The sequence below is a fragment of the Bacillus sp. z26 genome, from assembly GCF_058313635.1.
The window spans coordinates 883,631-903,607 of the sequence record NZ_JBZFQM010000001.1 but is presented as its reverse complement, the minus strand read 5'-3'; the positions used below and the strand labels follow the sequence as shown (position 1 = coordinate 903,607).

14 protein-coding genes and 1 other annotated feature are annotated in these 19,977 nt (G+C 40.6%); of the genes, 13 read left to right on the top strand and 1 reads right to left on the bottom strand.

Annotated features, from left to right (window positions below; all coding sequences use genetic code 11):
- The first annotated feature begins 156 nt into the window (after window positions 1-156).
- Complete coding sequence (locus AC4G3K_RS04245; RefSeq protein WP_491132658.1) at window positions 157-1,890, top strand: ABC transporter ATP-binding protein; 1,734 nt, start codon at window positions 157-159, stop codon at window positions 1,888-1,890.
- A complete protein-coding gene (locus AC4G3K_RS04240) occupies window positions 1,880-3,736 on the top strand; it encodes an ABC transporter ATP-binding protein (protein WP_491132557.1) in 1,857 nt (618 codons plus the stop codon). The genes AC4G3K_RS04245 and AC4G3K_RS04240 overlap by 11 nt, the downstream gene beginning before the upstream one ends.
- Window positions 3,737-3,908: 172 nt before the next feature.
- Here AC4G3K_RS04240 and AC4G3K_RS04235 read toward each other — a convergent pair whose 3' ends face one another.
- Window positions 3,909-4,175 carry a hypothetical protein gene (locus AC4G3K_RS04235; protein ID WP_491132556.1) on the bottom strand — a complete coding sequence of 89 codons (267 nt, stop codon included), beginning with the start codon at window positions 4,173-4,175 and terminating at the stop codon, window positions 3,909-3,911.
- Window positions 4,176-4,632: 457 nt separating this feature from the next.
- Window positions 4,633-4,877 (top strand) — a binding site (T-box leader).
- Window positions 4,878-4,972: 95 nt separating this feature from the next.
- On the opposite strand from AC4G3K_RS04235, the gene ilvB reads away from it, so the two are divergent.
- The 11 genes from ilvB (at window position 4,973) to lonB (ending at window position 19,895) form a co-directional block, all read left to right on the top strand.
- Window positions 4,973-6,703: an acetolactate synthase large subunit gene (ilvB, locus tag AC4G3K_RS04230; protein WP_491132555.1), complete on the top strand. Its 1,731-nt coding sequence runs from the start codon at window positions 4,973-4,975 to the stop codon at window positions 6,701-6,703.
- Entirely contained in the window at window positions 6,700-7,218 is a 519-nt protein-coding gene (gene ilvN / locus AC4G3K_RS04225; protein WP_491132554.1) for an acetolactate synthase small subunit, read from the top strand. The genes ilvB and ilvN overlap by 4 nt, the downstream gene beginning before the upstream one ends.
- A 26-nt stretch (window positions 7,219-7,244) precedes the next feature.
- A complete protein-coding gene (gene ilvC, locus AC4G3K_RS04220) occupies window positions 7,245-8,276 on the top strand; it encodes a ketol-acid reductoisomerase (RefSeq protein WP_491132553.1) in 1,032 nt (343 codons plus the stop codon).
- Window positions 8,263-9,801 carry a 2-isopropylmalate synthase gene (locus AC4G3K_RS04215; protein WP_491076036.1) on the top strand — a complete coding sequence of 513 codons (1,539 nt, stop codon included), beginning with the start codon at window positions 8,263-8,265 and terminating at the stop codon, window positions 9,799-9,801. Before ilvC ends, AC4G3K_RS04215 begins: the two co-directional genes overlap by 14 nt.
- 21 nt (window positions 9,802-9,822) lie before the next feature.
- Window positions 9,823-10,932 carry a 3-isopropylmalate dehydrogenase gene (gene leuB, locus AC4G3K_RS04210; protein ID WP_491132552.1) on the top strand — a complete coding sequence of 370 codons (1,110 nt, stop codon included), beginning with the start codon at window positions 9,823-9,825 and terminating at the stop codon, window positions 10,930-10,932.
- A 44-nt stretch (window positions 10,933-10,976) separates the two neighbouring features.
- A complete protein-coding gene (gene leuC / locus AC4G3K_RS04205) occupies window positions 10,977-12,395 on the top strand; it encodes a 3-isopropylmalate dehydratase large subunit (protein WP_491076034.1) in 1,419 nt (472 codons plus the stop codon).
- Between the two features lies 1 nt (window position 12,396).
- Complete coding sequence (gene leuD, locus AC4G3K_RS04200; RefSeq protein WP_491076033.1) at window positions 12,397-12,987, top strand: 3-isopropylmalate dehydratase small subunit; 591 nt, start codon at window positions 12,397-12,399, stop codon at window positions 12,985-12,987.
- Window positions 12,988-13,126: 139 nt separating this feature from the next.
- Window positions 13,127-14,134: a tetratricopeptide repeat protein gene (locus AC4G3K_RS04195; protein WP_491076032.1), complete on the top strand. Its 1,008-nt coding sequence runs from the start codon at window positions 13,127-13,129 to the stop codon at window positions 14,132-14,134.
- Between the two features lie 163 nt (window positions 14,135-14,297).
- Window positions 14,298-15,587, top strand: a complete 1,290-nt coding sequence (gene tig, locus AC4G3K_RS04190; RefSeq protein WP_491076031.1) for a trigger factor — start codon at window positions 14,298-14,300, stop codon at window positions 15,585-15,587.
- A 402-nt stretch (window positions 15,588-15,989) separates the two neighbouring features.
- On the top strand, window positions 15,990-17,255 hold the full coding sequence (gene clpX / locus AC4G3K_RS04185) for an ATP-dependent protease ATP-binding subunit ClpX (protein WP_491076030.1): 1,266 nt from the start codon (window positions 15,990-15,992) through the stop codon (window positions 17,253-17,255).
- A 975-nt stretch (window positions 17,256-18,230) separates the two neighbouring features.
- Window positions 18,231-19,895: an ATP-dependent protease LonB gene (lonB, locus tag AC4G3K_RS04180; RefSeq protein ID WP_491132551.1), complete on the top strand. Its 1,665-nt coding sequence runs from the start codon at window positions 18,231-18,233 to the stop codon at window positions 19,893-19,895.
- The last annotated feature ends 82 nt before the right edge of the window (window positions 19,896-19,977 follow it).

The following is a 19,977-nucleotide window of genomic DNA, read 5'->3' as shown; positions in this document are numbered from 1 at the left end:
ATGGAAACTCCGTGTGTTTTTTTATCTATCCTTTTAAAAAGCTCTTATACTGCTTTTTTAAAAGTTAGGTAAATTGGGCTTTTTGCTTGTATGATTGAAAAGGTTTTAGCAAAATAAGGATGTAGTCATATGTCGGTATACGAAAAAGGTGAGGGTATGGGGTATTTACGAAAATATATTAAGAAATACGGGGTTTTATTTACGGTTGCAATTTTATTTTTAATGGTTGAAGCCATCTGTGATTTGCTTCTGCCTGCGATACTCGCAACGATGATAGATAAGGGTGTGGCAAATAAAGACCTTTCATATGTATTGGATATGGGCGGAGTCATGCTGCTTGTTACTGCTATAGGTGCATTGGGAGCAATAAGCAGGAATATTATCTCCAGCAATATTTCGCAAAAGATGGGAGCCGAACTTCGCTCTGATTTATATAAAAAGATTCAATCTCTAAAATTAGTGCAAATGAACCGTTTTGAAGCGGCAACTCTTGTCACCAGGCTCACAAATGATGTAACACAAGTACAAGTGTTTGTGAACGGATTGATGAGAATTATGGTGAAGGCACCATTAATTTGTATAGGGAGCATTATCATGGCAGTCCGTTTAAATGCCTCTATTTCTTGGATTCTATTAATTATTATTCCGATTGTTGCTGGAATCATAATGCTGAATCTGAAACTCAGTTTTCCTTTCTTTATCCGAGTACAAAAAGTGACGGATCGACTGAACGGAGTGATGAGAGAATACTTATCCGGCATTCGTGTCATTAGAGCCTTTAATCGCTCTCAGTTTGAGAAAGAGCGATTTGAAGAACGTAATGATGATTTGGCAGCTACTTCTATTAAAGCGAATCGGGTCATGTCTGTTTTTAATCCAGGGATCATGTTAACAGTGAATTTTGGAATCGTGCTCGTCCTTTTAGTAGGAGGTTGGAATATTAATAATGGTCAAATGCAGGTTGGACAAATTGTTGCCTATGTGAATTATATGACTCAAATATTGTTTTCCTTATCCATGATTTCAATGATATTCAATTTCTTTGTACGCGCAAGGGTGTCAGCCGGAAGAATTGGAGAAGTATTTAATACGGAAGAGCTTCCAAAAAATCCGGATACAAAAGAAAAAGCTGACCATAAAGAAGGCATCTTTTTTAATCAAGTCAGCTTTTCATACTTTGGGACAGAAGATTATGTAGTCAAAGATGTTACTTTTAAAGTGAAACCTGGAGAAACAGTGGGGATCATTGGGTCAACAGGTTCAGGAAAGAGTAGTTTGGTTAATTTGATCCCGCGTTTGTATGAGCCATCAAAAGGTATCATTTATATGGATGGAGTAAATATTCAAACAATCGACCCGGCAATATTGAGAGAGTCTGTCGCATATGTGCCGCAGAAATCGGTATTATTTACAGGGACGATTAAAGAAAATATTCTTTGGGGTAAGGGGGATGCCAGTATGGAAGAGGTGGTTCAGGCCGCTAAGGCTGCATGTGCCCATTCGTTCATAGTGGCTTTACCAGATGGATATGATACACATCTTGGTCAGGGGGGAATCAACCTATCCGGTGGCCAAAAACAAAGACTATCGATTGCAAGGGCCTTGTTGAAAAAATCCTCCGTATTAATTTTGGACGATTCAACCAGCGCGCTTGATGCAGTCACAGAACAACAATTGAAGGTATCACTTAAGGGAAGAACACACGGTTCGATTATATTTTTAATTGCCCAAAGAATCACTTCTGTTATGGATGCGGACAAAATCATCATTATGGATAATGGGAAAATCGTTGGGATTGGTGATCATGAAGAGCTAAGGAATCATAATGCCGTTTATCAAGAGATTATACGATCACAAATAGGTGAGGAGATGATTAGCCATGGCAAATAAAATGGAAAATGGAAGCAGGCCTTCAGAGTCTGCAATGCCAAAAGCCGGAGGAAGAGGCCATGGCCACGGTGCGGGACGTTTTGCTCCTGTGCAAAAACCTAAGGATTTTTCGGGAACTTTAAAACGAATATGGGGATTTTTTGGGACCGAAAAGAAAAATCTTTGGATCATTTTTGCTTTTGTTGTCATTAGTTCATTCATCAGCCTATTTGTGCCTTATTGGATCGGAAAGACCGTGGATATAATTGCAGCAGAACCAATTGATCTGAATCTTTTGCATATCATGATCCTCATATTAGCAGCGGTTTACATAACAGACGGGATATCGATTCTTTTTCAGGGTTGGATGATGGCCAGGGTTTCGCAGCGGGTTGTGCAAGGGCTCCGCAGTAAGTTATTTCATAAACTGCTTAAATTGCCAATCGGTTATTTTGATTCACATGCCCATGGGGATATGATGAGCAGAGTAACCAACGATATCGATAATGTTTCAAGCAGTATCTCACAATCCACAACGCAGCTGATGGGTGGAGTAATCACTATAACAGGGTCATTCATTATGATGCTTACATTAAGCCCTGTACTGACTGTGGCGGCATGCATTACGGTTCCATTTATGTATATTTTAACGAAAATGATAGCTAAACGGACGCGTGTTTTATTTCGGGAGCAGCAAAAACATTTAGGCAGATTAAACGGACATATAGAAGAGTCGATATCCGGAACGTTGATTATTAAAGCATTTAACCGGGAAAATCAAGTCGTCGAGACCTTTGAGTCAATTAATGAAAATCTGTTTGAATCGGGAAGGAAGGCGCAAATTTGGTCGGGGTATTTAATGCCTTTAATGAATGCCATTAATAATTTGGGGATCGCTGCGATTGCGATTGTGGGTGGTGTATTGGCCATAAATGAGACTGTAACAGTAGGGGTGATTGCTAGTTTTGTCAGTTATTCAAGACAGTTTACAAGACCGTTAAATGATTTGGCAAATATATTTAATGTATTTCAGTCGGCCGTGGCAGGCGCTGAACGTGTTTTTCAGGTGATTGATGAGAATGAAGAAGCAAAAGACCGTGAGCATGCGGTTCCCCTCCTGCATTCAGTAGGTAATGTAACGTTTAAGAATGTTTCATTTGGATATGACGCGAATCACCTCATCTTAAAAAATATCAGTTTTGATGCAAAAGCGGGCAGCCACAATGCACTAGTGGGGCCAACTGGTGCAGGGAAAACGACCATAACGAATCTCTTAACTCGGTTTTATGAGGTATCTGGAGGAAGTATCTTAATCGATGGAGTAGATATTCGTGATTATACAAGGGAGAGCTTAAGAGATACATTTGGGATTGTATTACAGGATACGTATTTGTTTACGGGAAGCATTAAAGAAAATATTAAGTATGGTCGGTTGGATGCTAGCGATGAAGAAATGGTCATAGCTGCCAAAACAGCAAATGCGCATTATTTTATTACCAGACTGCCAAATGGCTATGAGACTATACTTTCAGAAAATGGAGCTAATTTGAGCCATGGGAACAGGCAGCTGCTAGCTATTGCCCGGGCAATATTGAAGAATCCGGCTATCTTGATTTTGGATGAAGCAACCAGCAGTGTCGATACACGAACAGAACTTGCTATCCAGAATGCAATGCGTAAAGTGATGAAAGGACGTACCAGTTTCGTGATTGCACATAGGCTAAGTACGATTCGTGAAGCAGATACGATTATGGTAATCGATGATGGACAGATAAAGGAAAGTGGGACGCATGAAGAATTATTGCGTCATAATGGCCGTTATAATGAAATGTATGAAAGCCAGTATAAAAATATCCAGAGTTCATAAGCTGAAAGGAGCCTGTGACAATTAATCATAAGTTTCTTCGCATGGAGGACGATCAAAATAACAGTAAATAGAACTAAAACATTGACATCAAAAGTTATTAAATTAAACGGGAAGCTCTTTAGCTCCTCAGATTATAGACAAAAGGAATTCAAATTGGCCTAATAGAGGCCAATTACTGAATTCCTTCTTTTTGTGGCTTTTTCTCGAGGAATAGACCCATCCGCATCTGTTTTAGGCCATTTGGACTTTCCCAGTCCAAATGGACATCTTCTTTAAGTTCATGACAGCGAAAGTAAGCATCGCCTGCATGGAACTCATAGGCGGGGAATAAGGGTCTTCCCCAACCTTTGCTACGCCTTTCCCCTGGCTTTACCCGGTCATAGGTGGTCCAAAGGTAACTCAAAGACGACGAAAAGGGAGTCTTTTCCAGCCTTTGCATAGATTTTCTCGGTCATTATGAGTTTATTCTCCTCCGTGTGGCGAAGGTATTCAGCTTCCTTCACATAGTCTCCCGCACATGACGATGAATGTCTGGTGGTTTTGACTTTGAGTACACTGAGAAAGTAGTGGATAGTCCGCGCCCTGAAGAGGATTAAAATAAGGACTTTCTCTACAGTCTGGGGAGCTTATTTTATGTGGTTTAAATGATTCCGGCGGAGTTAGAACCAATTCTTTTAACGTGGCACTTTAGGTATACAAACAAATGACCATGCTCACCAAAAAAATAAAACAGAGAAACGGCTTGGTTAAAACGATGAAAGCGTATACAACTTGTTAAATTAACTAAATAGTCTAATAATTTAGAAAAATCAGTTGACTATGTGTTCGGAAGGTCGTATTATAAGTTTCAATAAGATAACAAAAAACCATTAATTGTATTTTATGGAACTAAATAAAAATAAGCGATGATAAGGATAAGTAATAATTGGGTTGAACAGGTACAGAGAGCCGGTGGTGCTGAGAATCGGTGCTGTTTCCAATTATGAACTCCCCTTTGAGTGTCTGTATGAAACCCTTCAGTAATGCAGACCGGGTTAATTGATCAACCCGTTATCAAAATGTAAAGAGTGCATGATACGAAAGTGTGATCATGAATTAGGGTGGTACCATGGAAAGGAAAACAAGTCTTTTCATCCCTGCGTTTCAATTGGGAACGTATGTGATGAAGAGGCTTTTTTATTTTTATAAAAAATGAACCTGGCAAATGAGCCTATCACTAAACGGGAGGTAGATTCCATGTTGGAGAAAACAGCTCTTGCTGAGAAGAAAAAGAAACAAACTGAAATGAAAATCAGCGGAGCCGAGATGTTGGTTAATGCCCTGGAAAAGCAAGGAGTGGAGGTTCTGTTTGGATATCCAGGTGGTGCTGTTTTACCCATTTATGATGCGCTTTATAAGGCGGAAATGCAGCACGTATTGCCAAGGCATGAACAAGGTGCCATTTATGCGGCTGAAGGATATGCCAGGATAAGTGGGAAGCCTGGCGTGGTTATTGCGACTTCTGGTCCTGGAGCAACCAATATTGTTACAGGTCTTGCAGATGCGATGATGGATTCCTTGCCTTTAGTCGTCTTCACCGGTCAGGTTGGTACAGGAGTAATTGGAACAGATGCTTTTCAGGAAGCGGATATTTTAGGGATTACAACTCCGATTACAAAGCATAATTATCAAATTCGAAATACAGCAGATATCCCAAAAGTGGTGAAGGAAGCCTTTCATATAGCTTCTACAGGAAGGCCGGGACCAGTCCTCATCGACATCCCGAAAGATATGGCTCAGCTCGTTGCAATAGAGGAGGAACCTGAAACAATCCATTTGCCAGGCTATCAGCCAAAGTATGAACCAAATTATTTACAAATTAGAAGACTTGTAGAAGCTGTCAGCTCTTCAAAAAAACCGGTTATTCTGGCAGGTGCAGGAATTCTTCATGCGAAAGCTTCGCCGTATTTACTGGAATACGCAGAGCAACAGCAAATCCCAGTCGTTCATACATTGCTTGGTCTTGGAAGTTTTCCTCCGGATCATCCTCTCTATATCGGAATGGGAGGAATGCACGGTATCTACGCAGCTAATATGGCTTTGTATGAAAGTGACTTATTAATCAATATGGGTGCCAGATTTGATGATCGGTTAACAGGAAATCTATCGAAATTTGCCCCATATGCAATGGTTGCCCATATTGATATAGATCCGGCAGAAATAGGTAAAAATGTCCCAACCGCTATTCCGGTTGTAGGAGATGCCAGACACGCTCTCAAACAATTAGTCAAGCAGAAGGGCAAAAGGTCTAATAATGAGGAGTGGAGGAAGCAAGTTCGGACATGGCTGGAGAGTGCACCCTACTATTACGATAAAGGGAACAGTCAGTACATGAAACCACAGAGAGTCATGGAAATGATATATGAAATGAGTAAAGGGGATGCGATCGTGACAACGGATGTGGGGCAGCATCAAATGTGGGCTGCTCAGTATTATCCATTTAAACGCCCGAATGCATGGGTAACCTCCGGCGGACTTGGTACGATGGGCTTTGGCTTGCCAGCTGCGATAGGTGCCCAAATTGCAGAACCGGATAATTTGGTTATCTCCATTAACGGTGATGGGGGCATACAAATGTCGATTCAGGAGCTTGCCGTTATAGCTGAACTGAACTTACCAGTGAAAATTATCATTATTAATAATGGATCTCTCGGAATGGTTCGCCAATGGCAGGAAATTTTTTATGAGTCGCGTTACTCAGCAAGTGTTTTTCGGTCCCAGCCATCATTCGCCAAGCTGGCCGAGGCTTATGGAATACAAGGATATGATGTGCGAACGGAAGAAGAAGCGGAGACGGTATTCCGTGATGAATTCAGTAAAGATACTCCTGTTCTCATCAATATATTTGTGGAACCTGAAGAAAATGTATACCCAATGATTGCACCCGGGAAAGGGAGTAATGAAATGGTGGGGGTGAAGAAAAAGTGAAGAGGATTATCACTTTAACCGTTATAAACAGGCCGGGGGTACTTAACCGGATTACCAATTTATTCACAAAACGGAATTATAACATTGAGAGTATTACAGTTGGACACTCGGAAATGGAAGACCGGGCGCGAATAACCTGTGTCGTAAATGTTGAATCTGTACAAATTGCTGAACAAATTACCAAACAATTAAATAAACAAATTGAAGTGATTAAGGTACAGGATATAACGGATCAATCCGTAGTGGCGAGGGAGCTGGCGTTGGTTAAAGTAACAGCCACTCCACAATCGAGAAGTGAAATATATTCACTTATAGAACCTTTTAGAGCTTCTGTTATTGATATTGGAAAGGAGAGCCTCGTTATCCAAATAACTGGTGAATCGAATAAAATCGAGGCCTTTATCGAATTAATCAAACCATATGGAATAAAGGAATTGGCGAGAACAGGCACGACCGCTTTTGCTCGCTCCACGCAAATGGGCAACCAGGGATCAAAGAATTATTCAATTGTTTAAATAAAAAGGTAAGGGAGAGAACAATTATGGCTAAAATGTACTATCAAAATGAGGCGAATGAAGCAATATTAGCGAATAAAAAGGTAGCAGTTATTGGATATGGCTCACAGGGACATGCGCATGCACAGAATTTACGGGAAAGCGGTGTGGAAGTAGTCATTGGACTACGTAAGGGTAAGTCTTGGAATCAGGCCGTGGAAGATGACTTTGATGTTAAATCCGTAAAGGAAGCAAGTGAAGAAGCGGATGTAATCATGATTCTTTTGCCGGATGAACATCAAACAAAAGTTTATAAAGCAGAAATAGAACCGGTACTTAGAGAAGGTCATACGCTTATGTTCGCTCATGGTTTTAATGTGCACTATCATCAAATCATTCCACCCATATTTGTAGATGTTTCTCTTGTAGCACCAAAAGGACCGGGCCATTTAGTAAGAAGGACATATGAACAGGGTGCAGGTGTTCCGGCACTGTTTGCCATTTACCAGGATGTTTCAGGAGAAGCGACTGAAGTTGCATTGGCTTATGCAAAAGGGATTGGAGCACTTAGAGCAGGAGCACTTGAAACAACCTTTAAAGAAGAAACTGAGACTGATTTATTTGGTGAACAGGCAGTTCTTTGCGGCGGTTTAACGTCTTTGGTTAAAGCAGGGTTTGAAACATTGACTGAAGCAGGCTACCAGCCTGAACTTGCTTATTTTGAATGTTTGCACGAACTGAAATTAATTGTTGATCTCATGTATGAAGGCGGAATGGAAGGAATGCGCTATTCTATTTCCGATACAGCTCAGTGGGGAGATTTTGTATCAGGCCCACGCATAGTAGGTCCTGCAGTTAAAGAAGAAATGAAGCAAGTATTAAAAGAAATCCAGAATGGTACATTTGCCAAAGGGTGGCTGCTTGAAAATCAAGTGAACAGACCGGTATTCAACGCAACACAAGCTCAGGAAAAGGAGCATCCAATTGAACAAGTTGGCAGAGAGCTTCGTCAAATGATGCCATTCATTCAGCAGCAAAAAAAGAAACAGAAAGAAGTGGTAGGCAGTGCGAAAAATTAACATTTTTGATACGACATTGCGCGATGGAGAGCAATCTGCCGGAGTCACATTGAATTTAACTGAAAAGCTGGAAATAGCCAAGCAGCTGGAGAAGCTGGGGGTCGATATCATTGAAGCTGGATTTCCTGCGGCCTCTCCAGGTGATTTCGAATCTGTTAAGAAAATTGCTGACTTAGTTAAAAATGCAACGGTAACAGGCCTGGCAAGATCTGTGGAAAGTGATATTGATGCAGCTTGGGGAGCGTTAAAGCATACTGCCGATCCAAGGGTACATGTTTTTCTCGCAACCTCACCTATACACAGGAAGTATAAGCTGAAAATGACAGAGGACCAAGTGGTGGAAGCTGCCGTAGCATCGATTCGCTATGCGGCGAAGTATTTCCCTGTTATTCAATGGTCAGCTGAAGATGCGTGCCGTACAGAACTTCCTTTCTTGGCTCGGATTGTGGAAGAAGCCATCAAAGCTGGAGCGCAAATTATTAATATTCCGGATACGGTCGGTTATATCACACCAAAAGAATATGGTGATGTTTTCCGCTATTTGATGCAACATGTACCCTCTATTCAAAAAGTCACATTATCTGCCCATTGCCATGATGATTTGGGATTAGCAACTGCCAATTCGATGGCAGCGATTCTGGCAGGAGCTACTCAGATTGAAGGTACCATTAACGGAATTGGTGAACGAGCCGGAAACACAGCTCTTGAAGAAATCGCACTTGGTTTATATACAAGAAGGGACTTTTATCAGGCAGAAACAGGTCTTGTACTTGGAGAAATCAAACGTACAAGTGAACTGGTCAGTAAGCTGACAGGGATGGTGATTCCGCCAAATAAAGCCGTTATTGGAAAAAATGCTTTTGCGCATGAATCTGGCATTCACCAGGATGGTGTTTTAAAAGAAAAAACAACATATGAGATTATTGAACCGGAATTAGTCGGATTAAGCTCTAACTCCATGGTGCTTGGCAAACATTCGGGCCGCCATGCCTTCCGTACAAAGTTAGAGGAGTTGGGTTTCCATGTATCTAATGAAGAAGTTAATCAGCTTTTCAAAGTTTTCAAAGACCTGGCAGATCGTAAAAAGGAAATGACAGATGATGATATCGCCGCATTAGTTTTAGAAGAGAAAGTAACGAAAGAAGATAGCTATTACGAATTAATCTCTATCCAGGTTCAATATGGCACCCACCAGATTCCAACTGCTACCGTTACATTGTCAGGAATAAACAATGACAGGATTCAAGAGGCTTCTACTGGAGCCGGAAGTATTGAAGCCTTATATAATACGCTCGAGCGTTGCATTCAAAAGTCGGTTAAGCTCCAGGATTACCGCATTCAATCGGTTGGCGGCGGAAGAGATGCGTTGGCACAAGTATATGTAAAGATTATCTATCAGGGAGTAGAAACGAGCGGGCGTGGATTAGCCCAGGATGTTTTGGAAGCGTCAGCTAAAGCCTATTTAAATGCTGTTAACCGTGTGATCTTAACGGAAGAACATCAATCAATGGTCATAACGAATTAATCAATAAGGAGGATTTCGATAATGAAAAAGAACATTGCTGTATTGCCGGGTGACGGAATTGGACCGGAAATTATGATAGGAGCCCTCGAAATCCTCAACGCTATTGGTGAACGATTCGGACATGAATTCACCTATGAATATGGGCATATTGGAGGTTCGGCCATTGATACGGAGGAAACGCCTCTTGCAGACAAAACGATCAAACTTTGCAAACGGAATGATGCCGTGCTGCTTGGCGCTGTCGGAGGTCCAAAATGGGATCATAATCCACCGGAGATGCGTCCAGAACAAGGGTTATTAAAGATTAGGAAAGAGTTAAATTTATACGCAAATATGCGTCCTGTTAGTTATTATGCCAGCATCCAGGATGCTTCACCATTGAAGAAAGAAATCATTGAGGAGACAGATTTTATAATTGTGAGAGAACTGACAGGCGGTTTATATTTTGGGAAACCGAGTGAGCGTAACTATCATGATGGCATGGAATATGCGATTGATACCCTATATTACGAACGAGAAGAAGTAAAAAGGATTATTACACTATCTTTTGAATTGGCAAAGGAACGAAAAGGGAAAGTGACATCTGTTGATAAAGCAAATGTATTAGAATCAAGCCGAATGTGGAGAGAGGTAGCTGAGGAAGTAGCAAGCGGATATCCGGAAGTGGGTCTTGAACATATGCTGGTAGACAATGCGGCGATGCAGCTTATCCGTAATCCAAGGCAGTTTGATATTATTGTGACCGAGAATATGTTTGGGGATATTTTGAGTGATGAGGCAAGTGTATTAACAGGATCGCTTGGAATGCTACCTTCTGCAAGCCTTTCTGAAAATGGTCTGCATCTATATGAACCGATTCATGGCTCTGCCCCAGATATTACAGGTCTTAATCAAGCTAATCCCATTGGCATGATCCTGTCTGCTGCATCGATGCTTCGTCATTCCTTCCAGATGGAAAAGGAGGCAAGTATGGTAGAGCAAGCAGTGAAAAATGTATTGGACTCCGGTAAATATACCATGGATATATCAGGTGACAGTAAAGCATTGTCAACAACGGAAATGGCTAAAGCTATTAAGGAAGAAATTTTGCAGAAGGACGCTATTTTTCACATTATGGGAGCGTACGCGTAATGGAGTAATAAGAAAAGTAATCATTAAAATAAGGAGGGATCTATGTGGGTAAATCGATAGTGGATAAAATCTGGGAAAATCATATAGTTCACAAGGAGGCGGGGAAACCAGATTTATTATACATCGATCTGCATCTTGTGCATGAAGTGACATCTCCCCAAGCCTTCGAGGGTCTTCGCCTTAAAAAAAGAAAGGTACGCAGGCCCGATTTAACCTTCGCAACAATGGATCACAATGTCCCCACGGTTAATCGCTATGTCATTACAGATGAGGTGGCAAAAAGGCAAATGACAGCTCTTGAAAAAAATTGCGAGGAGTTTGCTGTCCCTTTAGCTGGGCTGGACAGTGAAGATCAGGGAATCGTTCATGTCATTGGGCCTGATTTAGGCTTGACGTGGCCGGGGAAAACGATTGTATGTGGCGATAGCCATACATCTACCCATGGCGCATTTGGTGCCTTGGCATTTGGAATTGGTACAAGTGAAGTGGAGCATGTCTTGGCGACACAAACGATTTGGCAAAACAAACCAAAAACAATGAAAATTGAAATAAACGGCAAACTCCATAAAGGTGTCACTGCAAAAGATGTCATACTCTACATCATCTCGCAAAATAGTACTCATTTTGGCAATGGATATATCTTGGAATATGCGGGAGAAGTCGTGCGAAATATGTCGATGGAAGAGCGAATGACCATGTGTAATATGTCAATAGAAGGTGGTGCACGTGCAGGTTTGGTCAGTCCGGATGAAACAACTTTTTCTTATATGAAGGGGCGTAAATATGCACCAAAGCCGGAGGAATTTGCAGTCTATTGTAAGCGTTGGTCAGAGTTAGCCAGTGATGAAGATGCAGCATATGACAAAATAATCTACATAAATGGAGAAGATATTTCTCCGATGGTCAGTTGGGGGACAAATCCAGGAATGTGCAGTCCAGTAACTGGGAATATTCCAGATTCAACTTTAATGGAGCCGACAGCAGCTAGAACTTTACAGCGTGCACTTGAATATATGGGACTAAAAGAAGGGCAAGCAATCACAGATATCCCTGTTCAGCACGTATTCATCGGTTCCTGCACGAATTCCAGAATAGAGGATTTAAGGGAAGCGGCTGAGGTGATTGATGGCAAAACAGTTGTTGCAGGAATTAGAGCAATGGTGGTACCAGGTTCACAGGCCGTTAAGAAAAAAGCTGAGGAAGAAGGGTTGGATACCATTTTCAAAGAGGCGGGATTTGAATGGAGAGAAGCGGGATGCAGCATGTGTTTAAGCATGAACCCAGATGTTGTGCCGGCAGGTGAACATTGTGCTTCCACATCAAACCGGAATTTTGAAGGAAGACAGGGCAGTGGGGCAAGAACGCATTTAGTATCTCCTCGTATGGCTGCAGCCGCGGCGATTTACGGAAAATTTGTCGATGTCCGGGAAACAGCGATGATTCTTGGAAATGGAGGTCATTAGTTTGGAAAAGATGGCAGTATACACAGGTAAACCCGTCATTCTCGATCGTGATCATGTTGATACAGACCAAATAATCCCTAAGCAGTTTCTGAAACGGATTGAGCGTACCGGCTTTGGTAAGTATGTGTTTTTTGATTGGCGATTTAAGGCAGATGGGACAGAGCGAGAGGATTTTGAGCTGAATCAAGCTGAGACGAAAGGGGCAACCTTTTTAGTCGCAGGTGATAATTTCGGATGCGGGTCCTCTCGCGAACACGCACCATGGGCACTTGGAGATTATGGATTTAAAGTAATTATAGCTTCATCATTCGCAGATATTTTTCACCAAAACTGCCTTCAAAATGGAATCTTACCTATTACATTAGAAAAAGAAATTTTGAGTTCTCTTAAGGAATTGATACGACGGGAAACAGTTATGGATTTGACGGTTGATGTGCCTAATCAAGAATTAAGGGCGCAGGAAGAAGTCATAGCCAGATTCGATATACACCCATACTGGAAGAATATGCTGATTAATGGTTGGGATGAAATTTCCTTAACACTGCAATATAGTGAGGAAATTAATCAATATGAAGAAAGGAAACAGGCATAGACCAAGGGTAAAAGGTCTATGCCTGCTTTCTGTATTTTTCAAATGGATGATGGAAAGCTGTTATATGGGAATGTTTTGTTTTTCATGTAAATGCATGCTAAACTAACGACAATCAATTCAAAAATCAAGGCGGTTTGTTATGAAGAACACAAAGATTCAAGCAAAGAATGAAAAGGTGATTCCTTTCCCCAACCTGGCACAATTACTCCTGAAAAAAGGGATGCAAGCCATGGAGGAAAAAAAGTTTAAACATGCCCGTGAATTTTTTGGACAGGCTTATGATTTAGAACCGGACGATGAAGATATCAACATTGGTTTAGCGCTGTCACTTGTACAGCTGGGTAATTATCAAGATGCAAAAGCCATTGTGAAAAAGATGATGGGAAATGGAATTGGCGAATATTTTCATGTCATCAATATCTATTTAATGATACTCCTCCAGTTGAATGAACACCGCGAGATTATTTCCGTTGTGGAAGCATTGCTCGAGGAAGATCAAGTACCTGTGGGTAAGGTAGAATCGTTAGAGCATCTGTTGGCCATGAGTAAACGGATTGTAGAGCAGAGCGGTGTGCAAGAACAAGGGTATAAAGAACCTGATGATGAAACAACTCTAATCCAAGAAGAGGAACTGACCAATATCCTTGAAAATGGAACAGAAGAAGAGCAATTTTTTATGCTGTCTTCACTTTCAGGCCAAAACATTAGACCATGGGTAGGATTGCTTTGCCAATTTCTAATAGAGGAAAAACATCCATTTTTAAAAACCTTTGCTTTAACATTATTAATAGAGCAGGAAGTTGATAGGGTCGTTGAGGTGGATAAATTCGGGCAAACCCTAACAGTGAACGTTATGGATTTACCAAGTATAGAACAAACGCTTTTTTTGTCGGAAATACATAAGGAACTAAGCGAAAGATTGGAAAATAATAATCCAATTATGTTTGAGCAAGCGGTAGAAATGGTCAAAAGGCATAATATTTTGCTTTACCCAATGAACATAACCAATCTGAGGGATTGGTCAGAGGCCTATTTTCGAATAGTCTCAGAGGCTTATGGCATACAAATGAAGGAACCCAATTCGAGTGTAAATACAATAATAGAAGAAATACGGAATTTAGAGAGGATGACTTTCCCTGTTATTTGAGGGTCCAAGTCTTGAAACGTAGGAAACCTATGTTATAATATAGTGGTTGCAATATGCATAGGTACAGTAAGGCTGTACTACCTAAAATCAATAAATCTGGTTGCACATAATATCGTGTTAAGAGAAAACGATTATTAGGAATATATATAGTGGAGGGAAAACCATGTCTGCAAAATGGGAAAAGCTTGAAGGTAACAGCGGAGTATTAACTGTTGAAGTACCGGTTGAAAAAGTGAACGAAGGCTTAGATTCAGCATTCAAAAAAGTGGTTAAACAAGTACAAGTGCCAGGATTCCGTAAAGGAAAAATGCCTCGTGCATTATTTGAAAAGAAATTCGGTGTTGAATCTCTTTATCAAGATGCATTAGATTTTATTCTTCCAGAAGCATACGCTAATGCGATCGAAGAAACTAAAATCGAGCCAGTTGACCGTCCAGAAATCGATATCGAGAAAATGGAAAAAGGCGAAGCACTTATTTTTAAAGCAACTGTTACAGTTAAACCAGAAGTTAAACTCGGTGAATATAAAGGTATTGAAGTGACAAAAATCGATACTGAAGTAACTGATGAAGATATTGACCAAGAGATCAAAACTTTACAAGAACGCAACGCTGAACTTGTAATTAAAGAAGAAGGACAAGCTGAGACAGGTGATACTGTTGTTTTAGACTTTGAAGGATTCGTTGATGGCGAAGCATTCGAAGGCGGACAAGCAGATAATTACTCTTTAGAACTTGGTTCTAACTCTTTCATCCCAGGTTTTGAAGAACAATTGGTTGGTCTTGAAGTCGGCGGAGAAAAAGAAGTTGAAGTTAATTTCCCTGAAGAATACCATGCTGCAGAATTAGCAGGCAAACCAGCAGTATTCAAAGTGAAAATTCATGAAATCAAAACAAAACAACTTCCTGAATTAGATGACGAATTTGCTAAAGATGTGGATGAAGAAGTTGAAACATTAGAAGCTCTTAAAGAAAAAATCAAAACTCGTCTAGTTGAATCTAAAAAACATCAAGCAGAGCATCATGTAAAAGACACTGTTATCGAAAAAGCTGCAGAAAATGCAGAAATCGAAATTCCAGCTGCCATGGTTGAAACTGAAACGGATCGTATGATTCAAGAGTTTGAACAACGCCTTCAAGCTCAAGGTATGACTCTTGATATGTACTTCCAATTCTCTGGCCAAGATAAAGATGCTCTTAAAGAGCAAATGAAAGAGGAAGCTGAAAAGCGTGTACGCATCAACTTAACTCTTGAAGCAATTGGCAAAGCAGAAAATGTCGAAGTTACTGAAGAAGAAATTAATACAGAAGTACAAGCAATGTCTGAGCAATACGGTTTAACTGCTGAACAGATTATTCAAGCACTTGGCGGTACTGAAAGTGTTAAAGGTGATCTTTTAGTAAGAAAAGCAATCGATGTATTAGTTGAAAACAGCAAAACTGTAGAAGCATAATTAACATAATGATTAACTTAACAAGGTGCGATTTTATCGTACCTTGTTTTATACATACTATACTTACATAATAAAAAGGCCGCATTTCCAGAAGATTCGACTTTTCGAATCGAAATATTTTAGCACATACATAATTGCTTTTTTTATGAATTCAGTGTAGATTAACTAAATAAATAGGGGTTAAAACTCTTCCATTTTTGATTTTTAGGGTTGAAAGAAGTCAAGAATGGATATTATGTACATATACATAAGTGACATTTAGTCTGGAAAATGAGTACGGCCTTTTTCTTACCTTAAGTGGGGCAATGTGTGTTACAATTCTTACATACCCTTCATTTGTTAATCTGACCGTAGAGAATTGCAGATTTCATGATAGAGTCCATAATACCAAGGGGTGAAACTATGTTTAAATTTAATGATGAGAAAGGGCAATTAAAGTGTTCTTTCTGTGGAAAAACTCAAGAACAAGTCCGAAAACTCGTAGCGGGTCCAGGTGTTTATATATGTGATGAGTGCATAGAGCTATGCACTGAAATTGTGGAAGAAGAATTAGGTACTGAAGAAGAAGTTGAGTTAAAAGATATACCAAAACCAATGGAAATCTTAGAGATCCTAGATGAATATGTAATTGGACAAAAAGACGCTAAGAAATCTTTGGCTGTGGCTGTTTACAATCACTATAAACGTGTGAATTCCAATAGCAAAATTGAAGATGTAGAATTATCTAAATCCAATATTTGTCTAATTGGACCTACAGGAAGCGGGAAAACGCTTCTTGCTCAAACTTTAGCAAGATTGTTAAATGTACCATTTGCTATAGCTGATGCTACTTCATTGACTGAAGCTGGTTATGTGGGAGAAGATGTGGAAAATATCTTGCTCAAACTAATTCAAGCTGCGGATTATGATGTAGAGAAAGCTGAAAAAGGCATTATTTATATTGATGAAATTGATAAAATTGCACGTAAATCTGAAAATCCTTCCATTACAAGAGATGTTTCAGGTGAAGGTGTACAACAGGCATTGTTGAAAATTCTTGAAGGTACGGTTGCAAGTGTACCGCCACAAGGTGGAAGAAAGCATCCACATCAAGAGTTTATCCAAATTGATACAACGAATATTCTATTTATTTGCGGTGGCGCATTTGATGGAATTGAACCTATCATTAAACGCCGTCTCGGCCAAAAAGTTATCGGTTTTGGATCAGGTACAGCTAAGGAAGAAGTGACTGATAAGAACTTGTTAGTCAAAGTTCTTCCTGAAGACATGCTTCGCTTTGGATTGATTCCAGAATTTATCGGACGTTTGCCGGTTATTGCAACGCTTGAACAATTAGATGAGGATGCTTTAATTCAAATCCTTACTAAACCTAAAAATGCACTTGTGAAGCAATATCAAAAAATGCTCCAATTAGATGACGTGGAACTTGATTTTGAGGATGACGCATTGTTGGAAATCTCCAAAAAAGCAATTGAGCGTAAAACAGGTGCACGTGGTTTGCGTTCCATTATTGAGGGAATCATGTTGGATGTTATGTTTGAACTTCCATCACGTGATGATATTAAAAAATGTATCATTACAGCTGATGTAATCACAGAAGGCAAATCCCCTAAAATTATTCTTGCAGATGGAACAACTGAAACGGTAGAGAAGAAAACATCTGCTTGATAAAAAATAACATATAAAAAGTGGCTGATCACATTGTGATCAGCCACTTTTTTATTTAATGAAGAAAATTTAAGTTTGGGAATTAGAATATGCTAAACAATCGGTAAATCCAGTCTATTCTGCTAGATATCCAGCCAAAAAATGCATTAATCCAGCCAAACTTCCGGTAAATCCAGCCAACTTTTCTCAAAATCCGGCCAAACTCCTAAGAAAGAGTCGTCTAAGTTTTATATGGAGTTCAGCTTCAGGGCCTAGGAGCTCAGGACATAAGCATAGCCTCTACGGAGGGCAACAGGATGTTGGTCACAAAGACGTTGCCACACGATGTGGCGTTCTTAGCCTTTGATCCTTTAGTACTCTTCCTCCGAGCCTCTGTCTTATGCTCCTCGCGGGCCTACAGGATGTAGGTCATGAAGACGTTGCCACACGATGTGGCGAAATTAGTCTTCGTTCCTTGACGTACCCCTTCAGCTTTTTAGTCAATCCAGCTTTGACTCCTAGCTCCTCGAGACATAAGTGTAGCCGCTACGGGAGGAAAAAGCGCCTCCCTGCGCGCCTCCTCTTATGCTTGTCGGAGCTGACCAGTCGTCTCAGCTTTTTATGTAATCCAGCTTCAACGGCTAGAAGCTCAGGACATAAGCATGATCTCTGCAGGAGGGAAGAACGCCTCCTTCCGAGCCCCTGTCTTATGCTCCTCGCGGGCCTGTAGGTCATGAAGATGTTGCCACACGACGTGGCGAAATTAGTCTTCGTTCCTTAGTCAGCCGTTTCAGCTTTTTTAGTCAATCCAGCTTCGACTCCTAGCTCCTCGAGACATAAGTGTAGCCGCTACGGGAGGAAAAAGCGCCTCCCTGCGCGCCTCCTCTTATGCTTGTCGGAGCTGACCAGTCGTCTCAGCTTTTTTATGTTTATTCCTTCCTTTCTAGGGAGATACTAGCTTGTATCTCAACGAAGTGATTTCAGGAGGGTTCTTATATGAGTTGGACGGGTGTGGTTATCGTTATCCAGTTGTTTTTTGGGATAGTGATTGGATTGTATTTTTTAAATTTGTTGAAGGGTCAAAGGGTACAGAAGGTATCAATTGATAGGGAAGCGAAGAAGGAGATGGATCAGCTTCATCGGATGAAGTCTATCTCATTGACTGAACCGCTTTCTGAAAAAGTAAGACCGGCACGGTTTGAAGATATTATTGGACAAGAGAATGGGATTAAAGCACTAAAAGCAGCACTATGTGGTCCTAACCCACAGCATGTATTAATTTATGGACCGCCTGGAATTGGAAAAACGGCTGCTGCGAGACTGGTATTGGAAGAAGCCAAAACAAACCTGAAATCCCCATTTAGGCAAACTGCAACGTTTGTTGAATTGGATGCTACAACAGCAAGGTTCGATGAAAGAGGAATTGCTGACCCACTTATCGGTTCTGTTCATGATCCCATTTATCAAGGCGCTGGAGCGATGGGACAGGCGGGTATTCCCCAGCCTAAACAGGGGGCAGTCTCGAATGCACATGGCGGTATTTTATTTATTGATGAAATCGGAGAATTGCACAATATACAAATGAATAAATTATTGAAAGTATTGGAAGATCGAAAAGTTCATTTTGAAAGTGCATATTATAATGAAGAGAATCCGAATATCCCTAAACATATACATGAAATTTTTCAAAATGGGTTACCTGCTGATTTTCGGCTTGTCGGTGCTACAACGAGAACGCCTTCTGAAATTCCGCCCGCGATTCGCTCCAGATGCTTGGAGATTTTCTTTCGTGAATTAAATCAAGAGGAATTGAAGCAGGTTGCCAGGAACGCTGCCACACGTGTTTCTTTAGATATCAGTATGGGGGGGCTTAATACTATAGGAAATTTTGCCGGCAATGGACGAGAAGCTGTGAATATGGTTCAGAGTGCTGCTGGTTTAGCGATAACAGAGAATAGAAATTATATTAAAGATGAAGACATTGAGTGGATTGTTCAATCAAGCCAAATGTCTCCAAGATATCAAAGATTTATTGCGAATGAATCTGCTATTGGTGTTGTTAATGGTCTTGCTGTAACTGGACCAAGCACAGGGGTACTACTTGAAATTGAAGTGACGGTTATTGATGCGGAAGAAAAAGGATCTGTTAATATTACAGGTATTGTAGAAGAAGAAAGTATTAATAGTGCTGGTAAATCGATCAGAAGAAAAAGTATGGCGAAGGGTTCCATTGAAAATGTCGTGACAGTCCTACGAACAATTGGCGTCCCAGCTGATAAATATGATATCCATGTTAATTTTCCAGGTGGGATACCGATTGATGGTCCCTCGGCAGGTGTCGCAATGGCCGTTGGGATTTACTCGGCTATTTATCAAATACCGGTAAAGAATAATGTGGCGATGACAGGAGAACTTAGTATTCACGGGAAGGTTAAACCAGTGGGCGGTGTGTTTACGAAAGTGACGGCAGCTAAATTAGCAGGGGCTGATGTGGTTCTAATACCTGAAGAAAATAAACAAGCTCTTCTAGACCAAATTGAAAACATTGAAATTAAACCAGTTAAGCACCTAAAGGAAGTATTTCAACAAGTATTTGATCGTACAACTGCCATTGATACTATTATCGAAAATAGGCCACGATCCGAAAGGGAAAGTGGCTAAGGAAGCAATATTAAAAGGCTTGCATAGAGCGAGCCTTTTTTTCGTCTACATTGCATATTTTCAGGAAAAGAATGTTATCTTA